Annotated in this window: 20 protein-coding genes; 7 read left to right on the forward strand and 13 right to left on the reverse strand. The window is 58.9% G+C overall.

The annotated features are described in order from the left end of the window. Positions 1-112 precede the first annotated feature (112 nt). Together ACR0KG_RS07480 and hemB are read right to left on the reverse strand one after the other, a co-directional pair. Positions 113-685 carry a lipid-binding SYLF domain-containing protein gene (locus ACR0KG_RS07480; protein ID WP_480542754.1) on the reverse strand — a complete coding sequence of 191 codons (573 nt, stop codon included), beginning with the start codon at positions 683-685 and terminating at the stop codon, positions 113-115. A gap of 144 nt (positions 686-829) precedes the next feature. Continuing rightward, positions 830-1828 carry a porphobilinogen synthase gene (gene hemB, locus ACR0KG_RS07485; protein WP_480542756.1) on the reverse strand — a complete coding sequence of 333 codons (999 nt, stop codon included), beginning with the start codon at positions 1826-1828 and terminating at the stop codon, positions 830-832. A gap of 117 nt (positions 1829-1945) precedes the next feature. Between hemB and ACR0KG_RS07490 the strand changes: the two genes are divergently transcribed. Both ACR0KG_RS07490 and mfd read left to right on the forward strand, forming a co-directional pair. After that, positions 1946-2470 carry a component of SufBCD complex gene (locus tag ACR0KG_RS07490; RefSeq protein ID WP_170530313.1) on the forward strand — a complete coding sequence of 175 codons (525 nt, stop codon included), beginning with the start codon at positions 1946-1948 and terminating at the stop codon, positions 2468-2470. A gap of 21 nt (positions 2471-2491) precedes the next feature. Then, positions 2492-5947 carry a transcription-repair coupling factor gene (mfd, locus tag ACR0KG_RS07495; protein ID WP_480826884.1) on the forward strand — a complete coding sequence of 1152 codons (3456 nt, stop codon included), beginning with the start codon at positions 2492-2494 and terminating at the stop codon, positions 5945-5947. Here mfd and ACR0KG_RS07500 read toward each other — a convergent pair. The 5 genes from ACR0KG_RS07500 to ACR0KG_RS07520 form a co-directional block, all read right to left on the reverse strand. Continuing rightward, complete coding sequence (locus ACR0KG_RS07500; RefSeq protein WP_480826885.1) at positions 5944-6621, reverse strand: SH3 domain-containing protein; 678 nt, start codon at positions 6619-6621, stop codon at positions 5944-5946. The genes mfd and ACR0KG_RS07500 overlap by 4 nt on opposite strands. After that, a complete protein-coding gene (locus ACR0KG_RS07505; protein WP_480826886.1) occupies positions 6618-8282 on the reverse strand; it encodes a tetratricopeptide repeat protein in 1665 nt (554 codons plus the stop codon). The genes ACR0KG_RS07500 and ACR0KG_RS07505 overlap by 4 nt, the downstream gene beginning before the upstream one ends. A gap of 40 nt (positions 8283-8322) precedes the next feature. After that, on the reverse strand, positions 8323-9549 hold the full coding sequence (locus ACR0KG_RS07510) for a multidrug effflux MFS transporter (protein ID WP_480826887.1): 1227 nt from the start codon (positions 9547-9549) through the stop codon (positions 8323-8325). Between the two features lie 78 nt (positions 9550-9627). Further along, positions 9628-10284: a DsbA family oxidoreductase gene (locus tag ACR0KG_RS07515; RefSeq protein WP_480547090.1), complete on the reverse strand. Its 657-nt coding sequence runs from the start codon at positions 10282-10284 to the stop codon at positions 9628-9630. Next, the gene (locus tag ACR0KG_RS07520; RefSeq protein WP_480826888.1) at positions 10281-11798 is read right to left on the reverse strand and encodes a class I adenylate-forming enzyme family protein; all 1518 of its coding nucleotides are present in this window, start codon (positions 11796-11798) and stop codon (positions 10281-10283) included. The genes ACR0KG_RS07515 and ACR0KG_RS07520 overlap by 4 nt, the downstream gene beginning before the upstream one ends. Before the next feature lie 64 nt (positions 11799-11862). Here ACR0KG_RS07520 and ACR0KG_RS07525 point away from each other — a divergent pair, with 64 nt between their 5' ends. After that, a complete protein-coding gene (locus ACR0KG_RS07525) occupies positions 11863-12486 on the forward strand; it encodes a helix-turn-helix domain-containing protein (protein WP_353006982.1) in 624 nt (207 codons plus the stop codon). Here the strand turns inward: ACR0KG_RS07525 and ACR0KG_RS07530 are convergent. Together ACR0KG_RS07530 and ACR0KG_RS07535 are read right to left on the reverse strand one after the other, a co-directional pair. Then, complete coding sequence (locus ACR0KG_RS07530) at positions 12475-12714, reverse strand: SPASM domain-containing protein (protein WP_353006984.1); 240 nt, start codon at positions 12712-12714, stop codon at positions 12475-12477. The genes ACR0KG_RS07525 and ACR0KG_RS07530 overlap by 12 nt on opposite strands. 534 nt (positions 12715-13248) lie before the next feature. Next, entirely contained in the window at positions 13249-15063 is a 1815-nt protein-coding gene (locus ACR0KG_RS07535) for an extracellular solute-binding protein (RefSeq protein ID WP_480826889.1), read from the reverse strand. A 299-nt stretch (positions 15064-15362) separates the two neighbouring features. Here ACR0KG_RS07535 and ACR0KG_RS07540 point away from each other — a divergent pair, with 299 nt between their 5' ends. Both ACR0KG_RS07540 and ACR0KG_RS07545 read left to right on the forward strand, forming a co-directional pair. Then, positions 15363-16136 (forward strand): 3-hydroxybutyrate dehydrogenase, encoded by a 774-nt coding sequence (locus ACR0KG_RS07540; protein ID WP_480826890.1) that lies wholly within the window; start codon positions 15363-15365, stop codon positions 16134-16136. Positions 16137-16200: 64 nt separating this feature from the next. Beyond that, a complete protein-coding gene (locus ACR0KG_RS07545) occupies positions 16201-17226 on the forward strand; it encodes a patatin-like phospholipase family protein (protein ID WP_480826891.1) in 1026 nt (341 codons plus the stop codon). On the opposite strand, the gene ACR0KG_RS07550 is transcribed toward ACR0KG_RS07545, so the two are convergent. The 3 genes from ACR0KG_RS07550 to ACR0KG_RS07560 all read right to left on the reverse strand — a co-directional run bounded on the left by ACR0KG_RS07550 (position 17227) and on the right by ACR0KG_RS07560 (position 19770). Further along, positions 17227-17904 (reverse strand): DUF502 domain-containing protein, encoded by a 678-nt coding sequence (locus ACR0KG_RS07550; protein ID WP_480542777.1) that lies wholly within the window; start codon positions 17902-17904, stop codon positions 17227-17229. It lies immediately after the preceding gene. Positions 17905-17968: 64 nt separating this feature from the next. Then, positions 17969-18880, reverse strand: coding sequence for a pseudouridine-5'-phosphate glycosidase (locus tag ACR0KG_RS07555; protein ID WP_480547102.1), 912 nt, complete (start codon positions 18878-18880; stop codon positions 17969-17971). Beyond that, positions 18877-19770 (reverse strand): PfkB family carbohydrate kinase, encoded by an 894-nt coding sequence (locus tag ACR0KG_RS07560; protein WP_480547104.1) that lies wholly within the window; start codon positions 19768-19770, stop codon positions 18877-18879. Before ACR0KG_RS07560 ends, ACR0KG_RS07555 begins: the two co-directional genes overlap by 4 nt. Positions 19771-19922: 152 nt before the next feature. On the opposite strand from ACR0KG_RS07560, the gene ACR0KG_RS07565 reads away from it, so the two are divergent. Beyond that, positions 19923-21038, forward strand: a complete 1116-nt coding sequence (locus tag ACR0KG_RS07565) for a hypothetical protein (protein ID WP_480826892.1) — start codon at positions 19923-19925, stop codon at positions 21036-21038. Here ACR0KG_RS07565 and ACR0KG_RS07570 read toward each other — a convergent pair. Beyond that, positions 21031-21654 (reverse strand): thiamine phosphate synthase, encoded by a 624-nt coding sequence (locus ACR0KG_RS07570; RefSeq protein WP_480826893.1) that lies wholly within the window; start codon positions 21652-21654, stop codon positions 21031-21033. The genes ACR0KG_RS07565 and ACR0KG_RS07570 overlap by 8 nt on opposite strands. A gap of 165 nt (positions 21655-21819) precedes the next feature. On the opposite strand from ACR0KG_RS07570, the gene ACR0KG_RS07575 reads away from it, so the two are divergent. Beyond that, on the forward strand, positions 21820-22563 hold the full coding sequence (locus tag ACR0KG_RS07575) for an RNA methyltransferase (RefSeq protein WP_480826894.1): 744 nt from the start codon (positions 21820-21822) through the stop codon (positions 22561-22563). The last annotated feature ends 50 nt before the right edge of the window (positions 22564-22613 follow it).

Consider the following 22613-nt stretch of genomic DNA (forward strand, 5'->3'; position numbering starts at 1 on the left):
GGACCCTCAACCGAAAGAGGAACGCGGAGGGAACTTGCGTCAAACCCGGACAAAGACAAACCCCGCCGCAAATATCACGACGGGGTTGGCCAAGGGGGGTGGTGTAACTGGTTCAGGGAATGATGCGGGTGTACTTGGTGCCTTCGACCGTGGCACCGATTTGCAGACCGGCTTGCCCGAAGACGGCGGCCAGAACCGGTGAACGCAGCGTTGTGGTGTCGGTCGACAGGGATTCACCCTGATCGCTGACCACATAACCCACATCGGCCCCGGCGGTCCAACCGCTGGAACGGCGGAAATCATTCAGAGCGTCTTCGGTCATGAAGAACAGCACATGGGCGTATTGCTGGGCCCCGATCTGCAGACCCGCAGTGCCCTTGACGGCCGAGTAGTAATCAACCGTTGCATCATTGATGCGCAGTGCGCCGCGGCCATATCCACCGCCAAAGACAAACCCGGCTTCGGTGATCAAAGGCATGACCAGCAAGCCATTGGCTTTGTTGGCAATTTCAACCGTATTGGGGTAACGGCTATACATTTCGGTCAAGGTTGCATCGACGCGCGCATCAATCGTCGCAGCGTTCGAGTTGCCTACACCGTTGCCGCAAGCGGCGGTCACGGTAAGACCGGCCATGCCAAAGGCAAAGCCGCGACGGCTCAGTCGGGGGGATTGGGAACTGCTCATGTTTCCTGTCTCTTGTATTATGTGCCTGATATGTCGGGTGATCCCGATCTTATGTGCAAGAATACGCCGATTGCCGCGTCATGTCACGGGAAAGCTTTAGTCTGTCCAGCGAAGATCGGCGAAATGCCGCGACAAACTGGGGTTTTAGCCCTGCATGATGCGCGCGACTTGTGGGGCAAAATAAGTCAGGATGCCATCACATCCGGCACGTTTGAACGCCAGCAAGCTTTCCAGCATCACCTTGTCTCCATCGATCCACCCGTTTTGCGCTGCCGCCTGGATCATCGCGTATTCACCCGAGACCTGATAGGCATAGGTCGGTGCGCCAAACGTGTCTTTCACGCGCCGACAGATATCCAGATAGGGCATGCCGGGCTTGATCATCACCATATCGGCCCCTTCGGTCAGATCGCGTTCGATCAGGCGCATCGCTTCGTTCGAATTGGCCGGGTCCATCTGGTAGGTTTTCTTGTCACCCGTCAGCGCACCAGATGCGCCCACCGCATCGCGGAAGGGCCCGTAAAAGGCGCTGGCATATTTTGCGGCGTAGCTGAGGATCATCACGTTGTGGTGGCCTGCGTCCTCCAGCGCTGTACGCATCGCTCTGATCCGGCCATCCATCATGTCTGACGGCCCGATGATATCGGCCCCAGCCTCTGCCTGAGCGAGGGTCATCTTGACCAGTGCCTCAATGGTCTGATCATTCACGATCTCGCCATCCACCACATAGCCGTCATGGCCGTTGATGTTGTACGGATCCAGCGCCACATCGGTCATGACTGCGATGTCCGGCGCCGCAGCCTTGATCGCGCGGATGGCGCGGTTCGACAGGTTGTCAGGGTTCCAGGCCTCGGCGCAGTCTTCGGTTTTCAGCGTCGCGTCAGTATAGGGAAAAATGCAAAGCGCAGGGATACCAAGCGCTTGCGCTTCAACTGCTGCCTTCGCAATCAGATCGACCGAACGGCGCATGACACCAGGCATTGACGGGACAGGTTCTTCGATCCCTTCACCATCGCGCACGAAGACGGGCCAGATCAGATCATCTGTGGTCAGCGTGCTTTCGCGCACCAAAGCCCGGATTGCACCAGATTGCCGCGCCCGACGAAAGCGGGTCAGAGGGTAGGGGGCGATAGTTGGTTTCATGGCGCGTGCTCCTTGAACATTGCCGCATTGGGTGGCATGAATTCGCCAAGGGCTCAAGGGTACCAATGAACGCGCCGCTGCGATAAAACCCCTGAGGATTTGAATAAAGGGCTGGGTTTGGACTGGTACACCTCGATCTTCGAACTCATCGACATGCGCAGCTTTTCGAATCTGTGGTTCTGGATCGTCCTTGCAGTGATATGGTCGACGGCCAGCCATTGGGTGATGGGGGTGCCCTATGATCTGGTCGTTCGCGCGCGTCGGGTTGGTGGCCAGGTCGAAGTTGACTTGCTGGATATCGTGCGGATCAACACCAATCGTTTACTCTATTTCCTTGAAATGTCCGGGGTTATTATGCTGGCGTTGGTTTGCTTTGTATTTACCGGCATGGCGACGATGGGCTTTTACTATGGGGTCGAGTTTGCGCAGGCCCTATTCCTTTTGATGTTTCCAATGGCCATCGTCACGCTGATTAACATCTTTCACGCCCGCCGCTTACGGCAGCATGAATTGACCATGGACAGGGTCGCAAAGACTCTGTCGCGATGTCGCTTGTACACGCAGATCATCGGCATGATCTCGATACTGGTCACTTCGCTCTGGGGCATGTATCAGAACCTCTCGATTGGCGTTCTGGGATAGCGAAATCTGAAAGGCAAGGCGATGAAGGCTCCGAACCACGTGACAGTCGGCGGCGCCCCGGAAGGGTATGACGCGCAGCTTGTGCTGAACGAGATTGCGCGTTCCGGCGGGCCGGTCTGTCACGTCGCCCGGGATGACAAGCGGATGGAGGCGATGCGCGCCGCATTGGCCTTCTTTGCGCCCGATATGCCCGTCTTTGTGTTTCCCGGATGGGATTGTCTGCCCTATGACCGCGTCTCGCCCAACGCCGATATCGCAGCGGCGCGGGTGGCGACCTTGGCCGCCTTGGTGCACCAGATGCCCGACCGGTTTGTGCTGTTGACCACCTTGAATGCCGCGACTCAGCGGGTGCCTGCGCGGGATGTGCTGCGCGAGGCTGCGTTTACGGCGCGAGTGAACCACCGGGTAGATGAGGATGCACTACGGCAGTTTCTGGTGCGCATGGGGTTCACTCAAAGCCCGACGGTGATGGAGCCCGGTGACTACGCCATACGTGGAGGCATCATCGACATCTTCCCACCAGGCGAATCCGGCCCCGTGCGTCTGGACCTGTTCGGAGACGTTCTGGACGGCGCGCGCCGGTTTGATCCGGTCTCTCAACGCACGACCGAGAAGTTGGAGGTGGTGGAACTCGCCCCGGTGTCCGAGGTCATTCTGGACGAGGCGGCCATTACCCGGTTCCGTCAGAACTACCGCATCGAATTCGGCGCGGCGGGTACGGATGATCCGCTCTATGAAGCCGTCAGCGCGGGCCGCAAACATCAGGGCATCGAACATTGGCTGCCGTTCTTTCACGAGAAGCTTGAGACCTTGTTCGACTATCTGCCCGGCGCGACCATCTCGCTGGACGATCAGGTCACACCGGCGCGGTTGGCGCGTTGGGACTCGATTGAGGACCAATATGAAACCCGGCGTCTGGCGCTGGAAAATCGCTCGCGCATGGATACGGTTTACAAGCCGACGCCGCCCGGACTGCTCTATCTGGACGACGCGGAATGGGAGCAAGTCGTAGGCGACCGTCGGGTGATGCAGTTCAGCCCGCTGCCGCAGGCCAGCGGGCCGGGCGTCATAGATGCAGGCGGTCGGATTGGGCGCAACTTTGCCCCGGAACGCCAGCAGGAAAGCATTAGCCTATTTGGCGCTCTGGCTAGCCATATCACCAACAAGCTTACCAAAGGCCCGGTCCTGATCGCGTCATACTCCGAGGGTGCGCGTGAACGTCTGACAGGCCTGATCGAGGATGAAGGTTTGGCCGAGGCCATCCCGGTCACCGTCGGCACTCGCGTCGGCAAGCGTGGGCTGCATCTGGCGGTCTGGGCGCTGGAACACGGGTTCGAAACCCCTGATCTGACAGTGATCGCCGAACAGGACGTGCTGGGCGACCGCCTGATCCGCCAACCCAAGAAACGGCGCAAGGCCGAGAATTTCCTGACCGAAACCCAGTCGCTGTCCCCCGGTGATCTGGTTGTGCATGTCGACCATGGCATCGGGCGGTACATGGGGATGGAGGTGGTGACGGCCGCCGGGGCGGCCCATGAATGCCTTCTGCTGGAATATGCCGAACAGTCCAAGCTGTATCTGCCAGTTGAAAACATTGAACTGCTGTCGAAATACGGCCACGACGAAGGCCTGCTGGACCGTCTGGGCGGCGGCGCATGGCAGGCCAAGAAGGCCAAACTGAAAGAGCGCATCCGCGAAATGGCGGACAAGCTGATCCGCATTGCTGCTGAGCGTGCCTTGCGCAAAGCGCCGGTTATGGACCCACCAGCTCATGCGTGGGACGAATTCAGTGCCCGCTTCCCCTATCAGGAAACCGACGACCAGCTGCGTGCGATTTCTGAGGTGATGGAGGACATGCATTCCGGTGCGCCGATGGACCGTTTGATTTGCGGCGATGTTGGCTTTGGCAAGACCGAGGTCGCCATGCGCGCGGCCTTTGTCGCAGCCATGTCAGGCGTGCAGGTGGCTGTTGTTGCGCCAACAACGTTGCTGGCGCGCCAGCACGCGGCGTCGTTCAAGGATCGGTTCAGGGGCTTCCCTCTGGAGGTGCGACAATTGTCGCGTTTCGTCTCTGCCAAAGAGGCGCAGCAGACCCGTGACGGGCTGGCGCGCGGCACGGTTGATATCGTGATCGGCACCCATGCGTTGCTGGCCAAGGGTATTCGGTTCAACAATCTGGGCCTGCTGATCATTGACGAAGAACAGCATTTCGGTGTGGGGCACAAGGAACGTCTAAAACAGCTGCGCAGCGACATCCACGTCCTGACCCTGACCGCCACGCCGATCCCACGAACACTGCAATTGTCCCTGACCGGTGTGCGGGACCTTTCGATCATCGGAACCCCTCCGATCGACCGGCTGGCCATCCGCACTTATGTCAGCGAGTTTGACGCAGTGACGGTCCGCGAGGCGCTGTTGCGTGAGCACTATCGCGGCGGGCTAAGCTTCTACGTGGTGCCGCGCATCTCGGACCTGCCGGAGATCGAAGAGTTTCTAAAGGAGCAATTGCCAGAGCTGACTTACGTCGTCGCTCATGGGCAGATGGCGGCAGGTGAACTCGACGACCGGATGAACGCGTTTTATGACGGCAAATACGACGTGCTTCTGGCCACCACGATTGTGGAAAGCGGGCTCGACATTCCGACCGCCAACACGATGGTCGTGCACCGAGCCGATATGTTCGGCCTTGCGCAGCTTTATCAAATTCGCGGCCGGGTGGGGCGGTCGAAAACCCGCGCCTATGCCTATCTGACCACCAAGCCGCGCCAGAAACTGACTGCTACCGCCGAAAAACGCCTGCGGGTTCTAGGCTCTCTGGATACGCTAGGGGCTGGTTTCACTCTGGCCTCTCAGGACCTCGACATTCGCGGGGCTGGCAACCTGTTGGGCGAAGAACAATCCGGCCAGATGCGCGACGTGGGCTATGAACTCTACCAGTCTATGCTGGAAGAAGCGATCGCCAAGATCAAAGCGGGTGAGATGGAGGGGCTGTCGGATGCCGACGACCAATGGGCCCCGCAGATCAATCTGGGTGTGCCGGTTCTGATCCCCGAGGACTACGTGCCCGATCTGGATGTGAGGTTGGGCCTTTATCGACGTCTGTCCTCGCTGTCGACCAAGGTCGAGCTGGAAGGCTTTGCGGCTGAACTGATCGACCGCTTTGGCACATTGCCGAAAGAGGTAAACACTCTGATGCTGGTCGTGCGGATCAAGGCGATGTGTAAACGGGCCGGGATTGCCAAGCTGGACGGCGGACCAAAAGGCGCGACCATCCAGTTCCACAATGATAAATACGCCTCGCCCGAGGGGTTGGTTGAATTCATCCAGAACCAGCGCGGTCTGGCCAAGGTCAAGGACAACAAGATCGTTGTGCGGCGCGACTGGAAGAAAGACAGCGACAAAATCAAAGGAGCCTTCGCCATCGCGCGCGATCTGGCTGAGAAACTAATGGCCAAGAAGAAAAAGGCGAAAGTCTAGTCGCCGGTTACAAAGGTGCAAAGCTGCCAGTCGCCTGCGTCGGATTTCACAAAAGCGGCCCGGTAGCCGACCATGGACCACAGAAAATCACTGTGCATATAGCCGAATGTGCCATCGGTCAGTCGCACCAGCTGGTATTCGGCCCCTTCCTGATAGTCGGGGATCAGGACGACCTCGTGGCTGATGAAATCCACGATGGCCCCGCTGCGCGCCGGTGAACGACGCAGAGTAACCCGGTCTCCGGTGACAAAATAGGCCAGAAACGGGTCCAGCGTAGCGGGCAGACTGATCCGCCATTGATGCGGCATCCAGAACTCGCCCTGATCGTCGAAGTAACCGGGTTGGGACAGGGTGTTTTCTAGCGCGGACCAATATTCCGCGCGCATATCGTCGGCCTGATCCCGGTATTCCTCCTCCAAAGTTTCGGGCGGCACCGTCAGGCTTTCGCGAAAGGCTTCGGGGCCGCTTTCTGTGCCGTGGCTGATATAGATATCCGGGCAGGCGACGGCGATCACGGCCTCGGTATCGCGGGCGGCGACTTTGGTCAGAAGGTCTTCTCGGAACGCGGCGAGCGACGGGTCATTGCCAGCCTGATCCACGGGGGGGAAGCTTTGGCGGTCGGCCCAGGCTGGCCCGCAGATCAGGACGGCCAGCGCAAATACCAGTGATTTCATTCAGCAGCTCTCATCGCGGCTTGGGCGCAGAAACAAGATGCGCCGACAGCACCGTCAGCCCTTGCTAGTGCGAGGTCAAGCCGTTGTTTGATCTGTTTGATCTCAACCGTCTCGCCGCGTGCTTTCAGGCAGTCATGCAGGCCCTTCAGGCTCCAGACATTGTCGGGGTGGATCGAGGCGCGGCTGAGGTTGCCGCCCAGACCCAAATCCTCGCGATAAACCGCTTCTGCCTCGGCCACATGGCCCTGTTCGAACAGCAAGGCCCCAAGGGCATGGCGCGTGGGCTGCATCCAGCCCCACGGCTCATCATAGGGCAGGGTGTCGTCCAGCTCGACCGAACGGTGTAGATGGGCAAATGCCATCTCGAAATTGCCTTTGCGATATTCGATCTCACCGCGCAGCATTTCCGTTGCCACGTCCAGCAGGTCGATCACGCGGTTGTTGTGCAGCCGCCGCGCCTCGGGCACGCAGGCTTTGGCGCTTAGGAACAGCTGTTCCTCGGCCTCGGCCTGCGCCACATCGCCGGTTGCGGCATGGGCAATCGCGCGGGCGTAATGCGTGGTTGCCGTCAGCGTGCGGAACAGGTCGGGGTCTTCGGGCAACTCCAGCGCCTTGGCCTCTTCCCAGCGACCAAAGCGGATCAGGATATGAGGGCCCATCGACATGTAGCTTTCGAAGAAATCCGCCATGGGCGGGCTTTCGACGCGCAGCATTTCTTCGGGCGTGGTGTCCCAAAGCCCCTGATTGGCGTGCAGTGCGGGCTCCATCTGGCCCAGAAACAGCGCGCCATAGATGGTGAAGTGATAGTTGTGCTGGCGATAGCCGGTATAGATGTTGAACGCGCCCTCGCGCTCATAATACTTAATGTCGGCGATCGAGGCCTTTTCGTTCCAGTGCACCACGTTCTGATAGTGCCCGCACAGCACGTCGATATGGGTGGGCATATGCACCAGATGCCCGGCATCGGGGACCAGCGTGCGCAGCACGTCGCCTGCTTTCAGCGCTTTTTCCGGGGTTGGCGACATCTCCATCAGATGAACGTATAGATGCAGAAGGCCGGGATGAGACATCGCGGCGGGATCATTTTCCATCGCCCATTCCAACGCCTCTTGCGCCTCTAGTGTGGCGGCCCCGTCGGCGGGTTTGCCGGTGCTCAGGTCCCACATTTTCCAGGGTGTCAGGTTCAGCAGGGATTCGACGTAGATCGTGCGTAGGTCCAGATGTTCTGGCTGGGCGGCGAAGGCTGCGCGCATGGCGTCGGCGAAGTCGAAATCCCATCGATGCATATCCTCGACCGGGTCCCGTCGTGGGTAACGAGTGGGCAGAGCCTGGATCAGCGCCTTTTCAACTTCGTTGCATCCATCTATGAGCGCTAAGGCTTGCCGTGTGGCATCGTAAGCCTTAGCCAGCGCTTCTTGCCGCCCTCGGTCGTCCTGCAAATCCCAAGGCAGGTTATAGTTCGGCCCGGCAGCATAAGCGACGCCCCAATGGGCCATGGCGCAATTGGGATCATGTGTGACAGCCTTTTCGAAACATGCCACCGCTTCAGTGTGATTGTAGCCATAAGTCCAGACCAGACCACGGTCGAACCATTGTTGCGCTTCGGTTGAGGACGTGGTCACAGGACAGGTATGGCTGCCTAGATCATAATCATAGCTCATTGCAGAAGCTCCCCCGAATTTGGCAGCAGGGTACCGCGATTTAACCTGTCTGCACAGGGTCAGGCGGAAATCTGTTTTCGATCCGACCCATGTGAACCATCAGGCCAAAGGCCGTGATACACATGGTCAGAATGCCAATTGTCAAAGGCGTGATCGAGCCATCGAACAGCAACCCGATCGGGGCGGCAATGGCGGCGGCCAACACGGTGGCGACCGATCCAATCACCGAAGCGGCCATGCCCGCGATATGGCCCATCGGCTCCATTGCGATGGCGTTGAGATTGCCCATGGTCACACCGGCCATGAAGAAAACAGTTGTTTGCCATGCCACAAATAACGCGAAGGACGCATTGGGTGACATGGGGATTGCGCTGAGTACGATCACAAGCGCCGTGATCAGGATTTGCCCCCCAAGTGCCCATGTCACCATGCGGCGCATTCCAATACGCACCACCAACGCGGCGTTCAGCAGACTGGCAGAACCTGAGATCAATGCCACAAACCCAAACCAGAACGGAAAGCTGTCCGCGCGATCATGGATCACGTCATAAACAGGCTGCACCATGGTCAACATAGTGAACAAGATGCCCATGCAGAGGGTCTGCACCAGGATCGAGAGGCGCACAGTGGGGTGGGCAAACATCTCTTTCGTGGCAGTAACCATCAGCGGCAGGCGGAACGGGCGGCGGTTTTCTTTCGCCAGCGACTCGGGCAGGCGGCTGCCCATCCAGATGCACACGATCACGGCGAACAGAATGAACAGGGCAAAGATGCTGCGCCAGCCGAACAGGGCGATAACGCCTGCGCCCAGCATGGGGGCGACGGCAGGCACCAGCGTGAAGATCATCATTGCGATCGAGATGATCCGAGCCATGATCCGACCGGAATAGAGATCGCGAATGATCGCCATCGCCACTACGCGCGGACCTGCGGCGCCAAGGCCCTGCGTCACGCGGGCGGCCAGAACCAGCTCGAGCGACGAACTGGCCCAAGCCACGGCAGAAGCTGCGATATACAGCGCGACGCCGCCATAAATCACCGGCTTGCGCCCGAACGCATCTGACAGAGGGCCGGTGAAAAAGGTCCCAATCCCCATACCCAACACAAAGGATGTCAGGATCAACTGCGCGCGGTTGATATCATCCGGGCTGAGCTGCGCGCCGATCTCGGGCAGTGCGGGCAGCATCGAGTCGATGGAAAAGGCGATGGTCGAGAACATCATTGCGATCAGCGCAATGAATTCCCCTCGGGACATACGATTGGCCATGGGCGCTCCTTACCTGTTCGCGCTATCACGGCAGATCAGGTTGCGCCAGACCGGAATTTTGCACAGAGCTCTGTGCTTCTATGCAGAGGAAGCCTCAAGTTGAGACATGATCTCGCCAATCACTTTCTCCCACATTTCAGGGGGTTGAGCACCTGGAACGGCGTGTTGATTGGCAACGATGAAGGTCGGAACAGAACCAACACCCATTTCGCGTGAATGGGTATCGCGGTTGCGGATATCTTCGCGGTCGGCGTCGGATTTCAACAGTTTCAGCACCACTGCCGCATCCATACCCGCACTGTCGGCAATGTCAGACAGAACCTCCGGGTCGCCGATATCGCGGGCCTGAACGAAGTAAGCGTCGAACAGTGCATCGACGACGGCGTTCTGCTTTCCCTCGATCCCGGCCCAGTGGATCAGGCGATGTGCGTCCAGCGTGTTTGGCGTGCGCTTCATCCCCTCAAAGTCGATTTTGAGGCCCGCATTCTCGGCATGTTCAACCACGGGTGCATAGGCGCGCACCGCACTGTCCTTGCCGCCGAATTTCCGTTCCAGATATTCGCGCCGATCCATGCCTGCGTCGGGCATATCGGGGTTCAACTGGAACGGGTGCCACTCAATTACAAAGGGGTGGTCCGGCACCTTTGCCAAGGCTTTGTCCAGATGGGTTTTGCCGATGTAGCACCACGGGCAGATCGGATCGGACAGGATATCAAGCTTGACGGTCTGGGTCATTCGGTGGTCGCCTTGAAATAGGCCGGCAATGCGCGGCGCAGGAGTTTGCCGTTGCCGCCGGTCGGCAACTCAGGAAGGTGAACGAAGGCACGCGGTTGTTTGTAGCGTGCCAGATTGGCTTGGACATAGGCGCGCAAAGCGTCCTCGTCCAGCCTTTGGGGCCCAGTATAGAAGGCTGCTATCACAAATGTGTCCGGTTTGACTTCAACCGCTGCGGCGCCGACCTGTGTGATGCCAGGATAGTTGGACAAGACGGATTCGACCTCTACCGGTGAGACGCGATAGCCGCCTGCATTCATCATATCATCGCCCCGCCCCAGATAGGTGATCTGCCCATCCACGGCCATGGCCCCATGATCGCCGGTCAGGAACCAATCGCCCTGCATACGCTGCGCGACCTCATCCGGTGCGTTGAGATAGGTCAGCATCAGGCCTGGGTCAGATCGATGGATAGCAATGGTTCCGTCCTGTCCTTGTGGAACGGGACCGTCGGGCCCAAGGATCGCAACGCGGCGACCGGGTTGTGGCTGCCCCAGCGCTTCACCACGTGCGGGAAGCGCCGGGCTGGAGGAGATGAAGGTCGAGCATTCCGACATTCCATAGGCCTCGAAAAGGTCGGTGCCGGTGGCGGACTGCCAGCGCGTATGTAACTGCGGAGACAGCTTTTCTCCGGCGCAAAGCCCATGACGCAGATCTGGCAGATCGATCTGTTCCGGGCCTTGCAGCATCTTGCGGAACACGCCGGGTGCGGCGGCAAAAATCGTGGCGCGGTTGCGCCTTAGCAATCCGGGCAGCGCGGCGAGATCGGTGCCGGGTTCCGGAATCAGAGCCGTCGCGCCGATGGTCCACGGATCCATCAACCCCGTGCCCAGCGTGTAGGTCCAGTTAAACGCCCCGGCGTGGCAGAGGCGATCCTTCTGCGTCAGCCCATACCAGCCATCCACCATCATCTGCCGCGCCCATATGGCGCGGTGGGCGTGCGCCACAGCGCGCGGTTTGCCCGAGGTGCCCGAGGTGTAAACCACATAGGCCAGCCGCTCGGGATCACCCAATTCAAATTCGGCGGCGGGCAGGTCGCGCATCGCTTTCAGCGCTGACAGGTCGATCTGATGCGGATGTGCAGCGCAAGCTACTGATGGATCACGCAGGATGGCAGACGGGGAAAGATCGGAAAAGATGCGGGCCGTTTCCGGTTCGGTCAGTTGCGACGAGGTCGGTACCGGCACGATTCCCACCGCGATCGCACCAAGGTAAGCGATGGGGAAATCGACGGTGTTTCCCAACCGCATCAGCGCGATGTCTCCGGGGGTCAGACCAGCCTGCAACAGGCCGGCGCCCGTTCCCAGAACGGCGCGTTTCAACCGGCTGTAACTCCAATCATCCGTGTTGTTTGCGCCCAGAACGGACAGCGCCGTTTTGTCTGGCAGGCGATCCGCACGGCGCAGCACATGGGCGGCCAGATTGAACGGAGTGGGGCAGGGCACGGGTGGCCCCTGATTAAAGATCGACAACATGCAGTCTGGCTAACGCGGCGTCTGCTGCGTTGCAAGCAGGGCTGGCTGGTCCTATAGAAAGGCCATGAGCACGCAAGATCCCAAATCCCTAATCCGCATTGCCCGCGAATCCGGTGTTGAGGCAGAGGTTGAACCTCTGGACCTTGGCGTGCGTGTCCGCGAACTGCGCAAGGCACGAAACTGGACGCTGGAACAGGCCGCGACGCAGGCCGGGTTGGCGCGCTCGACCCTCAGCAAGATCGAAAACGGGCAGATGTCACCCACCTATGATGCGCTGAAAAAGCTGGCCATCGGATTGGAGATTTCGGTGCCGCAGCTGTTCACCCCACCACAGCGCGATCAGGTGATCGGGCGCATGGCAGTGACCCGGGTGGGCGATGGGACGGCCCATGCCACCGCAACCTACGAGCATGAGTTGCTGGCCGAGACGCTGACGAAAAAGCAGATGTTGCCTTACCGCGCACGGGTGCGTGCCCGGTCAATGGACGAGTTTGACGGATGGGTGCGCCATGATGGTGAAGAATTCTTATATGTGCTGACGGGTGTTGTGCGCCTGTACACCGAGTTCTACGAGCCTGTTGAAATGCGCCGGGGGGACAGTGCCTATTATGATGGCAGCATGGGGCACAATGTCGTGTCGGTCAGCGACGAAGATGCCACGATCCTGTGGGTGACGTCACTTGGCTAAGGCTGCATGCGCCAGTTCGTGGTTCAGGCGTTCGGTGAACAGGAAATCCTCGACCTCTTCATGGGCTTCATTCACCGTCAGATGATGACGTTCGGCCAGATAGGCCTCGAACCGTTCACGATTGTTCCAGACGCTGTCCATGTCCTGATCTCTCAGGTTTGGAAAACGCCGTTTTGCGCGGGCATAAGTGGCGCCCAGCTCTTTTGTAAGTTCTGCCCAGTTCAACATGTGCGAGCCTCCCTTGATCCGACCTGGACTGCTCTCCCCCACCGATAGGGTACGAAGCAGTTACAGTAACCTCAGACATGACAAAATGTCGCAGGTGGTGTGCGGGTTGTTTGCCAAAGAAAAACCCGCTGCGGGTCGTCCGCAACGGGCCTTTGGACCTGAGTTTGTGAGTGAGTGGTAGCCGGTCCGATGTAACGAGGTCAGTGTCAATGTCCTGCCTGTTTAGGTGTCTGATATGAAAGAGCTAATTTTCTGCTGATCGTGTGTTTCCCTACACTCAGGCTATATCACTAGAATATGATGAGTAAAATGAATTGATGACTATGATCGGAAACCTACCAAATTTAGCTGTCTGACACGTATGTTGCCGATCTTTCTTCGCCACCACACTAAACATGGGGCGCATGTCACCCTGTGCTGATTATTGCCGAAGCAGGATAGCAAAAGGGTCGGGGCGCGATCGGAGCCTCGCATCCAGTGTTCGGTTCAACAGGCCATTCGCTTTGTGAGGCTTTTGGTGCGACGCAAAGGGGTTTAACCTTCGTACCACCAGATCTCCGGCATGTATTGCGGCCCGTCGCCGTAGATCGGCAGCGTTTCAGGGAATTTCAGTTCCTGGATATGCGCGATACGGCCAACATCGAAATTCCAGATCGGAATGACATACCGACCTGCTGTCAAAACCCGGTCCAGTGCGCGGGTCGCTGCGACAAAATCCTCGCGAGACTCCGAGGCCAGCATGGCATTGATCATCCCGTCCACAGCCGGTGAGACAACGCCCATCAGGTTTCGAGTTCCTGGAGTATCGGCGTTTTCGCTGCCCCAGTACAAGCGCTGTTCATTACCCGGAGACAGGGACAGCGCACGGCGGAACGGGGTCATGTCAAAATCCAACTCGGCGATGCGGCCCGTATATTGCGCATTATCCACCTGTTCGGTGAGGACCTGAATGCCCAACCGCTCCAGCGCGCGGGCATAGATCTCGACCGCTGTTTGCATCTCGGTATCGCCCTGTTGCAACAAAACGCCTATCCGGAAAGGCTCACCATTCTGGTTCTGTAAAACACCGCCCTGAATGGTCCATCCGGCCTCAGCCAGCAGCTTGGTTGCTTCGCGGATATTGCTGCGATTGCGGGCTGAGCCGTCCCCTTCGGGCAATACATAGCCCTCCAGAGTGCCAGGGGTCAGGTCCTCCTGAAACGGTTCCAACAGCGATTGTACTTTGCCGGTGGCGGGTCCGGGCTGCATCGCCAGATCGGAGCCCGAGAAATATGAGGTAATTCTGGGCTGCGCGCCGCCCGTAATCGTGTCGTTGATAAATTCGAAGTTGAAGGCCAGCGTCAGCGCCTCGCGCACGCGCCAGTCATCGAACGGGGCTTTGCGGGTGTTCATGACAAGCCCGGTCATGCCCGAGGGCTTACCGTGTGGGATTTCGGTTTTGATCACGTCGCCACGCTGGATGGCGGGGAAAGCATACTGGTTGTCCCATTTGTCGGCGTTGAATTCACGCACAGCGGATAGCTCTCCGGCCTTGAAGGCCTCAAACAAAACTGTGGCATCGCCGTAGAACTCAATCCGCATCTCATCCAGGTTCATCGTGCCGCGGCGAAACGGGATGTCCGCGCCCCAATAGTCAGGGTTTCGGCGCAGGTTGACGTATCTGCCCGCCTCAAAATCATCGATCACATAGGGGCCGGTGCCGATCGGGATGTCTTGCAGCGGGGCGTCGGCAAAGCTCTTGCCCTCCCACTGAGCCTTTTTGAGGATTGGCCGCAGCCCGGCGATCAGGGCCAATTCGCGATCGGGTTCATTGAACGAAATCCGGACTGTGCGCGGGCCGGTTGCTTCGATACTATCGATCTTGGACCACAGCCCGCGGTAGCGCAGATGACCTTCGGTACCCAATGTCTGGAACGACCAGATCACATCCTCGACCGTTACCGGTGTTCCGTCGGAAAACGCAGCCTCTTCCCGCAGCGTGAATTCGACCCAGGACCGGTCCGGCGCCGTCTCAACCGATTCGGCTAACAGCCCGTAAAGAGTGAAAGGTTCGTCCCAGGACCGGCCCATCAGGCTTTCATGGGTCCAAAATCGCAATTGCCACGGAGAGGTGCCTTTTTGCACAAACGGGTTCAAACTGTTATAGCCGCCCGTATTCCCAAAAACGACCTTGCCACCTTTGGGCGCATCCGGATTTGCATAGGGCAGAGACACAAAATCCGGTGGTAGAGCCGGATCGCCATACATAGCTATGCCATGTGACGAATCTGCTTGGGCCAAAGGGGCGGCCAAAAAGCAGGCGATTCCCGCTGCGAGTGAACGAAGTGGGCGTAGAAAATCCGGGCTCATTTTGGAAACAATCCTGCTCTGGCCTTATTTTGTTGGGTATCATCGTACCGATGATTTTTCTTATTTTCAAACTTTTAGCTTGGATGAAGGCATGGAATTGCTTATAAAGGTCTCACTGCTCGATAGGTTTCTTGCCTGTATGAAACCTGCCTCAATAACTTAACGCCCGCTTCGTGCGGGCGTTTTTTTTGGCTGCGGCAAGCCGTATCAGCGCGAGACTTTATCGGCGTCTTTCCCCGTTTTCTTTGCAAGTGCAGCATGGCATGCTGCGTTTGAACAGAGGTCAGCGGAGAATGGTTATGAGCCTGTCGGGAAAAACAGCGATCATCACAGGATCGAATTCGGGGATCGGTTTGGGCATTGCACGCGAACTGGCCAAGGCCGGGGCAGACGTGGTCTTAAACTCATTCACGGATCGGGATGAGGATCATGCACTCGCTGCCGAGATCGCAAAAGAAACGGGAACCAAGGCGCGCTACATCAAGGCCGACATGTCCAAGGGCGATGAATGTCGGGGCCTGATCGCGCAGGCCGGGGCTTGCGATATCCTGGTCAACAACGCGGGCATTCAGCACGTCTCGCCCATTGATCAGTTCCCGGTCGAGAAATGGGATGCGATTATCGCAATTAACATGAACTCGGCCTTTCATACCACGGCGGCAGCCCTGCCGGTGATGCGTGCGGCAGGATGGGGACGGATCGTCAATATCGCATCGGCCCATGGTCTGACGGCTTCGCCCTACAAGACGGCCTATGTCGCGGCCAAGCACGGCGTTGTCGGAATGACCAAATCGGTTGCTCTGGAGACCGCGCAGGAACCGATCACCTGCAACGCAGTCTGCCCGGGCTATGTGCTGACACCGCTGGTTGAGGCGCAAATCCCAGACACGATGAAGGAATACAACATGAGCCGCGAAGACGTGATCAAGAATGTCATGTTGGAGCGGCAACCATCCAAAGAGTTTGCAACAGTCGAGCAACTGGGTGGCACCGTGCAGTTCCTGTGTTCCGACGCGGCGGCGCAGATCACAGGCACGACCATTTCCGTGGATGGCGGCTGGACGGCTTTGTGAGCTATTGTGGGGGCTCTGCCCCCATACCCCCGGGATATTTTTAGCCAGATGAAGAGGCGGAACCATGAAACGGATCAATCTGGCATTGCAGGGTGGTGGGGCGCATGGGGCCTTCACCTGGGGCGTTCTTGACCGAATTCTGGATGAAGAGGATATCGAGGTTGCGGCGATCACCGGAACCTCGGCCGGGGCGTTGAACGGGGCGGCGTTCAAATCTGGGATGGTGCATGATGGTCGCGACGGCGCGCGGGCGCGATTGGATGAGTTGTGGAAACAGATGGGCGCCGTGGGTGACATGCGCCTGACCAACTGGTTTCGCGGGTTGGAGCCGTCCAGCATCGCGCAGGCTATGGAATATTCGCTGCCCTATTCGGTGGGCGAGGCCTGGTCGCGGATGGTGTCGCCTTATGCCTATGGGCCGTTCTATACTAACCCGCTTGAGCCCGTTGTTGACCGGTTCAACTTTGAAGAAGTCTGCGCCGATCAGGGGCCAGGCCTATTTGTCTGTGCAACCTGCGTGCGCAGCGGCAAGATCCGTGTGTTCACGGGCAGCGAGATATCGACAGATGCTATTCTGGCCTCGGCCTGTTTGCCGACCTTGTTCAAGGCAGTTGAGATTTATGACCCAGAGACCGAGCGGATCGAAGCCTATTGGGATGGCGGGTATACGGGTAACCCGGCCTTGTATCCTTTGTTCGGTGATGACCTGCCGGATGATGTGGTGATTGTGAACATCAACCCACTGGAAAGGGATGAATTGCCCATCACGCCGCAGCAGATTCAGAACCGGATCAACGAGATTAGTTTTAATTCTTCGCTGTTTCGCGAGTTGCGGGCGATCAGTTTTGTGCAGCGCCTACTGAAAGAAGGTAAACTGAAAGCGGGTGAGATGAGCCGCGTGCTAGTGCACATGATCGCGGATAACGACCTGATGAACGGCCTGTCTGTTGCCACCAAGACGGTGCCCAACCCGGTGATCCTGCATAAGCTGAAACGGGCAGGTCGGGATGCTGCGGATGGGTTCCTGTCGCGGCATAAGGGTGATCTTGGGCAGAACAGTACCGTCGATCTGCCTGCGATGTTCGGCTGATCACTCGGGCGGTTGGGTCGGGTCTTTTTCGTTCGGATAGACCAACCCAGCCGAAATCACCAGTTTGGCCGCATCTTCGATGCTCATATCCAGCAAGATGACGTCTTCTTCTGGGAAGAACAGCAAAAAGCCCGAGGTTGGGTTAGGTGTGGTCGGGATGAATACGCTCAGCAGGTCGCCACCGGTTTCGGCCCTGACATTGACTTCGCCCTTGGCTGTAGTCGACACGAACCCGATCGCCCAGATGCCGCGACGTGGGTATTGAACAAGACAGGCTTTTTCAAAGGATCGCTCGGTCTGGGCGAATACGGTTTCCGAGATTTGTTTGATCCCGGAATAGATCGACCGCACGATGGGCATTCGGTTCACCAGGCTTTCAGTGAACGAGATAAAGGATCGGCCAAGGATACCTTTGGCGACCCAGCCGACCAGAATGGTGAAGATCAGGAAGATAATGACGCCAACGCCGCGCAGGTTGATGCCCACATATTGCTCGGGCTGGAATTGATGCGGCACCAAAGGCAACACCGCACTGTCGATCCAGCCAACGACGGACCAGATCAGCCATACGGTCAGCCAGACCGGCGCAATCACAACGATTCCCGTTAGGAATGACGCACGCAGGCGCGCGAACAGACCGGGGCGGCGATGGGGTTTTTCGTCAAACGGTGTATTCATTGCGGATCCGAGTGGCTTGCCGGACTAGTTAAGCAGTCCGGCGGGCCGGTGCAATAGGGCAGAATTACGTGCTGTTTGCCAGTGCTTTAGCGATATTCGCAGCCAGTCGTGCGTTGTTGCGGACCAATGCGATATTTGCGGTCAGCGACCGGCCTTGGGTCTTTTCAAATATCCGTTGCAGCAGATAGGGCGTGACGGCTTTTCCGGTGATGCGGTGCGCATCCGCGTCGGCCTGCGCCTCGGCGATGATCGGCGCCAGTTCCTCGGCTGGGATTTGATCGGCGGCGGGGATCGGATTGGCGACCAACTGACCGCCGGGCAGACCCAGCGCGCGGCGGGTGGCGTGGGCCTTGGCGATGGCCTCGGCGCTGTCCATCCGCAGGGGCGCAGCATAAGGGGATTTGGCCGACCAGAAAGCCGGGAACTCGTCTTGGCCATGCGCGATGACGGGCACACCCAGAGTTTCTAGCACTTCGAGTGTTTTGGCCAGATCAAGGATGGCTTTGGCTCCAGCAGCCACAACAGTGACTGGGGTTTGGCCAAGCTCGTGTAGATCAGCAGAGATATCGAACGAGGTTTCGGCCCCTTGGTGTACACCGCCAATACCGCCGGTCGCAAAAACCTCGATCCCTGCATAATGCGCTGCGATCATCGTCGCGGCGACGGTGGTGGCACCGGTACCACCGGTTGCAATGCAGGCCGCCATGTCCGCGCGTGACAGCTTGGCGACGCCCTGAGCTTGACCCAAAGACTGCAACTGATCCGGTTCAAGACCTACGTGCAGCGCACCCTCGATCACCGCCATCGTGGCCGGAACGGCGCCCGCATCACGAATATCTTGTTCAACCTGGGCCGCGACCTCGATGTTCTGGGGGTAGGGCATACCATGGGTGATGATGGTGCTTTCCAATGCCACGATGGGCTGACCTGCGTCCTTGGCGGCGCGGACCTCGGTGGAATAGTGGATGTTGATCACAGGGGAGTTTCTCCGGAAACATAGGTTGCGGCGGCGTTCAATGCGCGGGTGAGGGCCGTTTGTTCATCGGCCCCGTTTGATTCCGAAGCGATATGCGCCGCCATGAAAGTGTCGCCCGCGCCTGTGACGCGGGTCACCAGAACGGATGGGGGTGTCTGGGTCAGAACGCCTGTTGCTGATCCCACGGTCGCGGAACTGCCGCCATCGGTGACCAGGACCCGCAGCGCACCGCGATCCAGCAGGCCTTTGGCGGCGGATTCGGAATCGGTGAACTCGCGTTGGCAGAGCAACCCAGCCTCTTCCAAATTCACATAGAGCGTCGCACGGGCGTGTTTCAGGAAGGGCAGCAGGCGTTCGGCCTTGCCGGGCGAAGCCGGCGCAACCCGCAGGTCTGCCTTGGCAAAGGCCGGGCTCTGCGCGATTTCTTCCAGCAGGTTCAGTGTCAGGTTCCCATCCAGCGCAATCGGGCCTTCAAAGGGCGCGTTTTCGTATCCCAGAGGACCCTGCATCAACGGGCGCAGGATTTTGGCCCCGGCTGCCTCAAGCGAATGCGCATCGGCGATGGCGGCAATTAAGCCATTCGCCCCTTCGACCGCCATATAGCGATCAGTGGGCAGGTCTTGCGAGCGGTAGATATGCTCGGTCACCATACCGAGCCGTGCGCAGGCGTTTGCCAGTTCGTCACCTTCGGGGTCGCGTCCAATCGCGGTCAGCAGGGTCGGCGTCATGCCAAAGCGCACCAACGTCATGGCGATGTTCATCGCAACGCCACCGGGCAAACGGGTGATCCGGCCTGGCACGTCCGATCCTTGTCGCATGGCACTGGCGGATCGTCCGATCACGTCCCACAAGACGGAACCGATACACAGGATTTCGCTGTTCTGAGTCATGCTGCTGTCATGCCGCAGCACCGGGGGGCGTGCAAGAGGGTGCTCGCAGATAAAGCCGCGCGCTCAACTGTTCGGGCTTGCGATCCGAAGCATTCGGCGGGAAACTTGCCGCATATGGTTTCTGATTTGATTTTATTCGCAGAGTGTCACGCATGAGCGGGTTGGTCCGCCTTATCCTGATATTGCCGGTCGTTTTGACCTTGTTAGCTGCGCCAACTAGGGCGCAAACGCATCCGCCGAGCATTGTCGAGTTCTGGACCAAAGCAGAGAGCCTTCTGATTGAGATCAGCCTGAATGCCGAAATGTTTCTGGCCGGGCTCGACCCCGACACGCAACCGGATGTTGCGGGCAATGCGCGCTATCGAGAACTCCGCCGGCTGGTCTCATCCGAGTTGGAGGTCGAGGTGCGGGGCTTTGTTGATGGCTGGGTGGCCTCTTTGCAGGTTGAGATCGAAGGACCGGTTGGTCTTTCCTATGAAGGCGTGCGCATCCCGGTGGTTGGGGATCCGGACAAGCCCCGTCTCTCAAAGCTTTTGCTGACGGCACCCTTGCCCGAGGGGGCATCGGCGCTGCGGCTGACATGGCCTTCCGGTCACGGCCCCGTTGTGATCAAACAGCAGCGTGTCGAGGCACCCTATACCGGCTACCTGATGGCCGGAGAGACCAGCCCGCTGATCCCGCTGCAAGGCGGCGCGGCGCTGAGCGGACAACAAACGATACAGGTGTTTCTGGTCAAAGGTGCAGAGCAGATCGTAACGGACGGTATGCGTGTATTTGCGTTGGCCCTGGCTTTGGTCTTTCTGTCGCTGTCCCCAAGATCACTGGTCCTGCAATTGGTCTTTTTGTCCCTCGGCGCGGTTTTTGGGCTGGCGTTGTCAGCATACGGAACATTGGTGCTGTCGTCCGTTGTTACGACGATGTCGTCGACGGCAGCGGTTGTGGTGCTGGCGCTTTGGAATCTGATCCTGCGCGGTATTCATGTGTTTCGCCTGTTGGCGGTGTTTGCCATTGGCTTGTTGTTGGGCAACGCGCTAAGCCAATCGTTGAGTGCGATCGGTGCGCCGCCGGATCACCTGCCGCCGGCGCTTTTGGGATATGCGATTGGCTATCTGGCGGTCCTGTCAGCTGCTGCTGCGACCGCGTTGGCTGTTGTCTCCGTGATTGCGGGCGGATCCCATCGCCTGCGCAGTCGTATCTCGGTTTTGGGCTCGATCCTGATTGCCGGTCTGGGTGTCTATTGGATGATCGAGCCTTGGTTGTTTAGCTAGCTATGCACTCAAGCAGAGTGTTCAGCGCCACCAGCGGGTCCTCGGCAGACCAGATTTCGTTGCCGACGCCAAAGAAATCTGTGCAGGGGGACAGGGAGCGGATCAGGTCGGGGGTCAGGCCGCCCTCGGCCACAACGGGAACTTCGATCATCTCAGACCACCATTGAAACAGGTCTTTTTCCGCCAAGGTACCGTCACCCAGGTGAGAGGTGCCTACCGGGCCGAAGGCGACATAGTCGACGCCTGCCTCACCTGCGGTCATGCCGTCATGGCTGGAGGCCCCGCAGAAACTGCCAACGATCGCGTCGGTGCCCAATTCCTTGCGCGCAGCGCGCACCGACCGTGCCCCGTCATCCAGATGAACGCCATCCAGCCCAAGCCGCTGCGCCATCAGAACATGGTTCGAAATCACAATCGCCACATCGCGCACATGAGCCACTTCGCGGCAGGCATCAGCGGCGCGGGCAATGGTATCCTCATCATTCCCGGCCAGAGCGAGACGAATGCACGCAATCTCGGACCCGTCGAGCACCCGCGCCAGTTGGTCCGGAAAGGTACTGAGCGTGATGGTCGGGGGCGTGATCAGGTAAATCTGCGGCTGCTCTGGAGTGTCCATGTGCGCGTCCTTCGGTATTCAGTTCCTCGCGCGGTTTAGCGGATTGCCGTAGGGAAGCAAACTTTTTTGCCTGCCGAGCGGGTATTTGGAAACAGAAGAAGCATGGTGCGGCTTGCCCTTCGTCTATGCGGCGACTAGAGCAAGCGGAGTATTTCGGAGACAGCCATGCCCAGCGATACCTCTCAGCCTTCTTTCGTGCTTGTGCGCCCGCAGATGGGGGAAAACATCGGTGCCGCCGCGCGGGCGATGTGGAATTTCGGGCTGGATCGGATGCGGATCGTGGCCCCCCGCGACGGGTGGCCGAACCCAAAGGCGGTGGCGATGTCCAGCGGGGCGGGGCGGCTGCTGGATGAGGCACAGCTGTTTGACGATCTGGCCGGATCGTTGGCTAACACCACCTTTGTGTTTGCCACCACAGCGCGGCAACGCGGGTTGACCAAGCCGGTCTACAGTCCCGAACGTGCCATGCAGATCGCGGCCCAGAAGGTTGCCGCGGGTGAAAAGGTTGCTGTTCTATTTGGCCCTGAACGCGCGGGGCTTGAGAATGAGGATATCGCCAAAGCCAACGCGATCATCTCGGTCCCGGTGAACCCGGAATATGCCTCGCTGAACCTGGGTCAATGTGTGTTGCTGACCGCCTATGAGTGGATGCGTCAGACCGGTGATGTGGTGCATGAAGCCACCGATCTGGGCAAGGGCGATTGGGCGACCGGTATCGAGGTCGAGAGACTGGTTGAGCATTATGAAGACCGGCTGGAAGAGGCTGGTTTCTTCTACCCGCCCGAAAAGGCCGAAGGCATGAAGACCAATCTACGCAACCTGTGGTCGCGGATGCGGATGACGCGGGCAGATGTGCAGATGTTGCACGGTGTCATGCGTCAGATGGTCCGTTGGAAAGACAAGGGGTAAGGCTGGACCTTGCCCCTCAGTGGCCCTAGCTTGCGACGAAATCCAGGACA

It is taken from the genome of Ruegeria sp. H4, from assembly GCF_056533065.1.

Bases quoted from the DNA above. Each gene is read 5' to 3' on its own strand.
- ACR0KG_RS07500 (WP_480826885.1), bottom strand. From the start codon at position 6,621: ATGAAATCACTGGTATTTGCGCTGGCCGTCCTGATCTGCGGGCCAGCC.
- ACR0KG_RS07535 (WP_480826889.1), bottom strand. From the start codon at position 15,063: ATGAGCCCGGATTTTCTACGCCCACTTCGTTCACTCGCAGCGGGAATC.
- ACR0KG_RS07520 (WP_480826888.1), bottom strand. From the start codon at position 11,798: ATGTTGTCGATCTTTAATCAGGGGCCACCCGTGCCCTGCCCCACTCCG.
- ACR0KG_RS07515 (WP_480547090.1), bottom strand. From the start codon at position 10,284: ATGACCCAGACCGTCAAGCTTGATATCCTGTCCGATCCGATCTGCCCG.
- ACR0KG_RS07525 (WP_353006982.1), top strand. From the start codon at position 11,863: ATGAGCACGCAAGATCCCAAATCCCTAATCCGCATTGCCCGCGAATCC.
- ACR0KG_RS07540 (WP_480826890.1), top strand. From the start codon at position 15,363: ATGAGCCTGTCGGGAAAAACAGCGATCATCACAGGATCGAATTCGGGG.
- mfd (WP_480826884.1), top strand. From the start codon at position 2,492: ATGAAGGCTCCGAACCACGTGACAGTCGGCGGCGCCCCGGAAGGGTAT.
- ACR0KG_RS07480 (WP_480542754.1), bottom strand. From the start codon at position 685: ATGAGCAGTTCCCAATCCCCCCGACTGAGCCGTCGCGGCTTTGCCTTT.
- ACR0KG_RS07575 (WP_480826894.1), top strand. From the start codon at position 21,820: ATGCCCAGCGATACCTCTCAGCCTTCTTTCGTGCTTGTGCGCCCGCAG.
- ACR0KG_RS07530 (WP_353006984.1), bottom strand. From the start codon at position 12,714: ATGTTGAACTGGGCAGAACTTACAAAAGAGCTGGGCGCCACTTATGCC.
- ACR0KG_RS07560 (WP_480547104.1), bottom strand. From the start codon at position 19,770: ATGACTCAGAACAGCGAAATCCTGTGTATCGGTTCCGTCTTGTGGGAC.
- hemB (WP_480542756.1), bottom strand. From the start codon at position 1,828: ATGAAACCAACTATCGCCCCCTACCCTCTGACCCGCTTTCGTCGGGCG.
- ACR0KG_RS07565 (WP_480826892.1), top strand. From the start codon at position 19,923: ATGAGCGGGTTGGTCCGCCTTATCCTGATATTGCCGGTCGTTTTGACC.
- ACR0KG_RS07505 (WP_480826886.1), bottom strand. From the start codon at position 8,282: ATGAGCTATGATTATGATCTAGGCAGCCATACCTGTCCTGTGACCACG.
- ACR0KG_RS07570 (WP_480826893.1), bottom strand. From the start codon at position 21,654: ATGGACACTCCAGAGCAGCCGCAGATTTACCTGATCACGCCCCCGACC.
- ACR0KG_RS07550 (WP_480542777.1), bottom strand. From the start codon at position 17,904: ATGAATACACCGTTTGACGAAAAACCCCATCGCCGCCCCGGTCTGTTC.
- ACR0KG_RS07510 (WP_480826887.1), bottom strand. From the start codon at position 9,549: ATGGCCAATCGTATGTCCCGAGGGGAATTCATTGCGCTGATCGCAATG.
- ACR0KG_RS07545 (WP_480826891.1), top strand. From the start codon at position 16,201: ATGAAACGGATCAATCTGGCATTGCAGGGTGGTGGGGCGCATGGGGCC.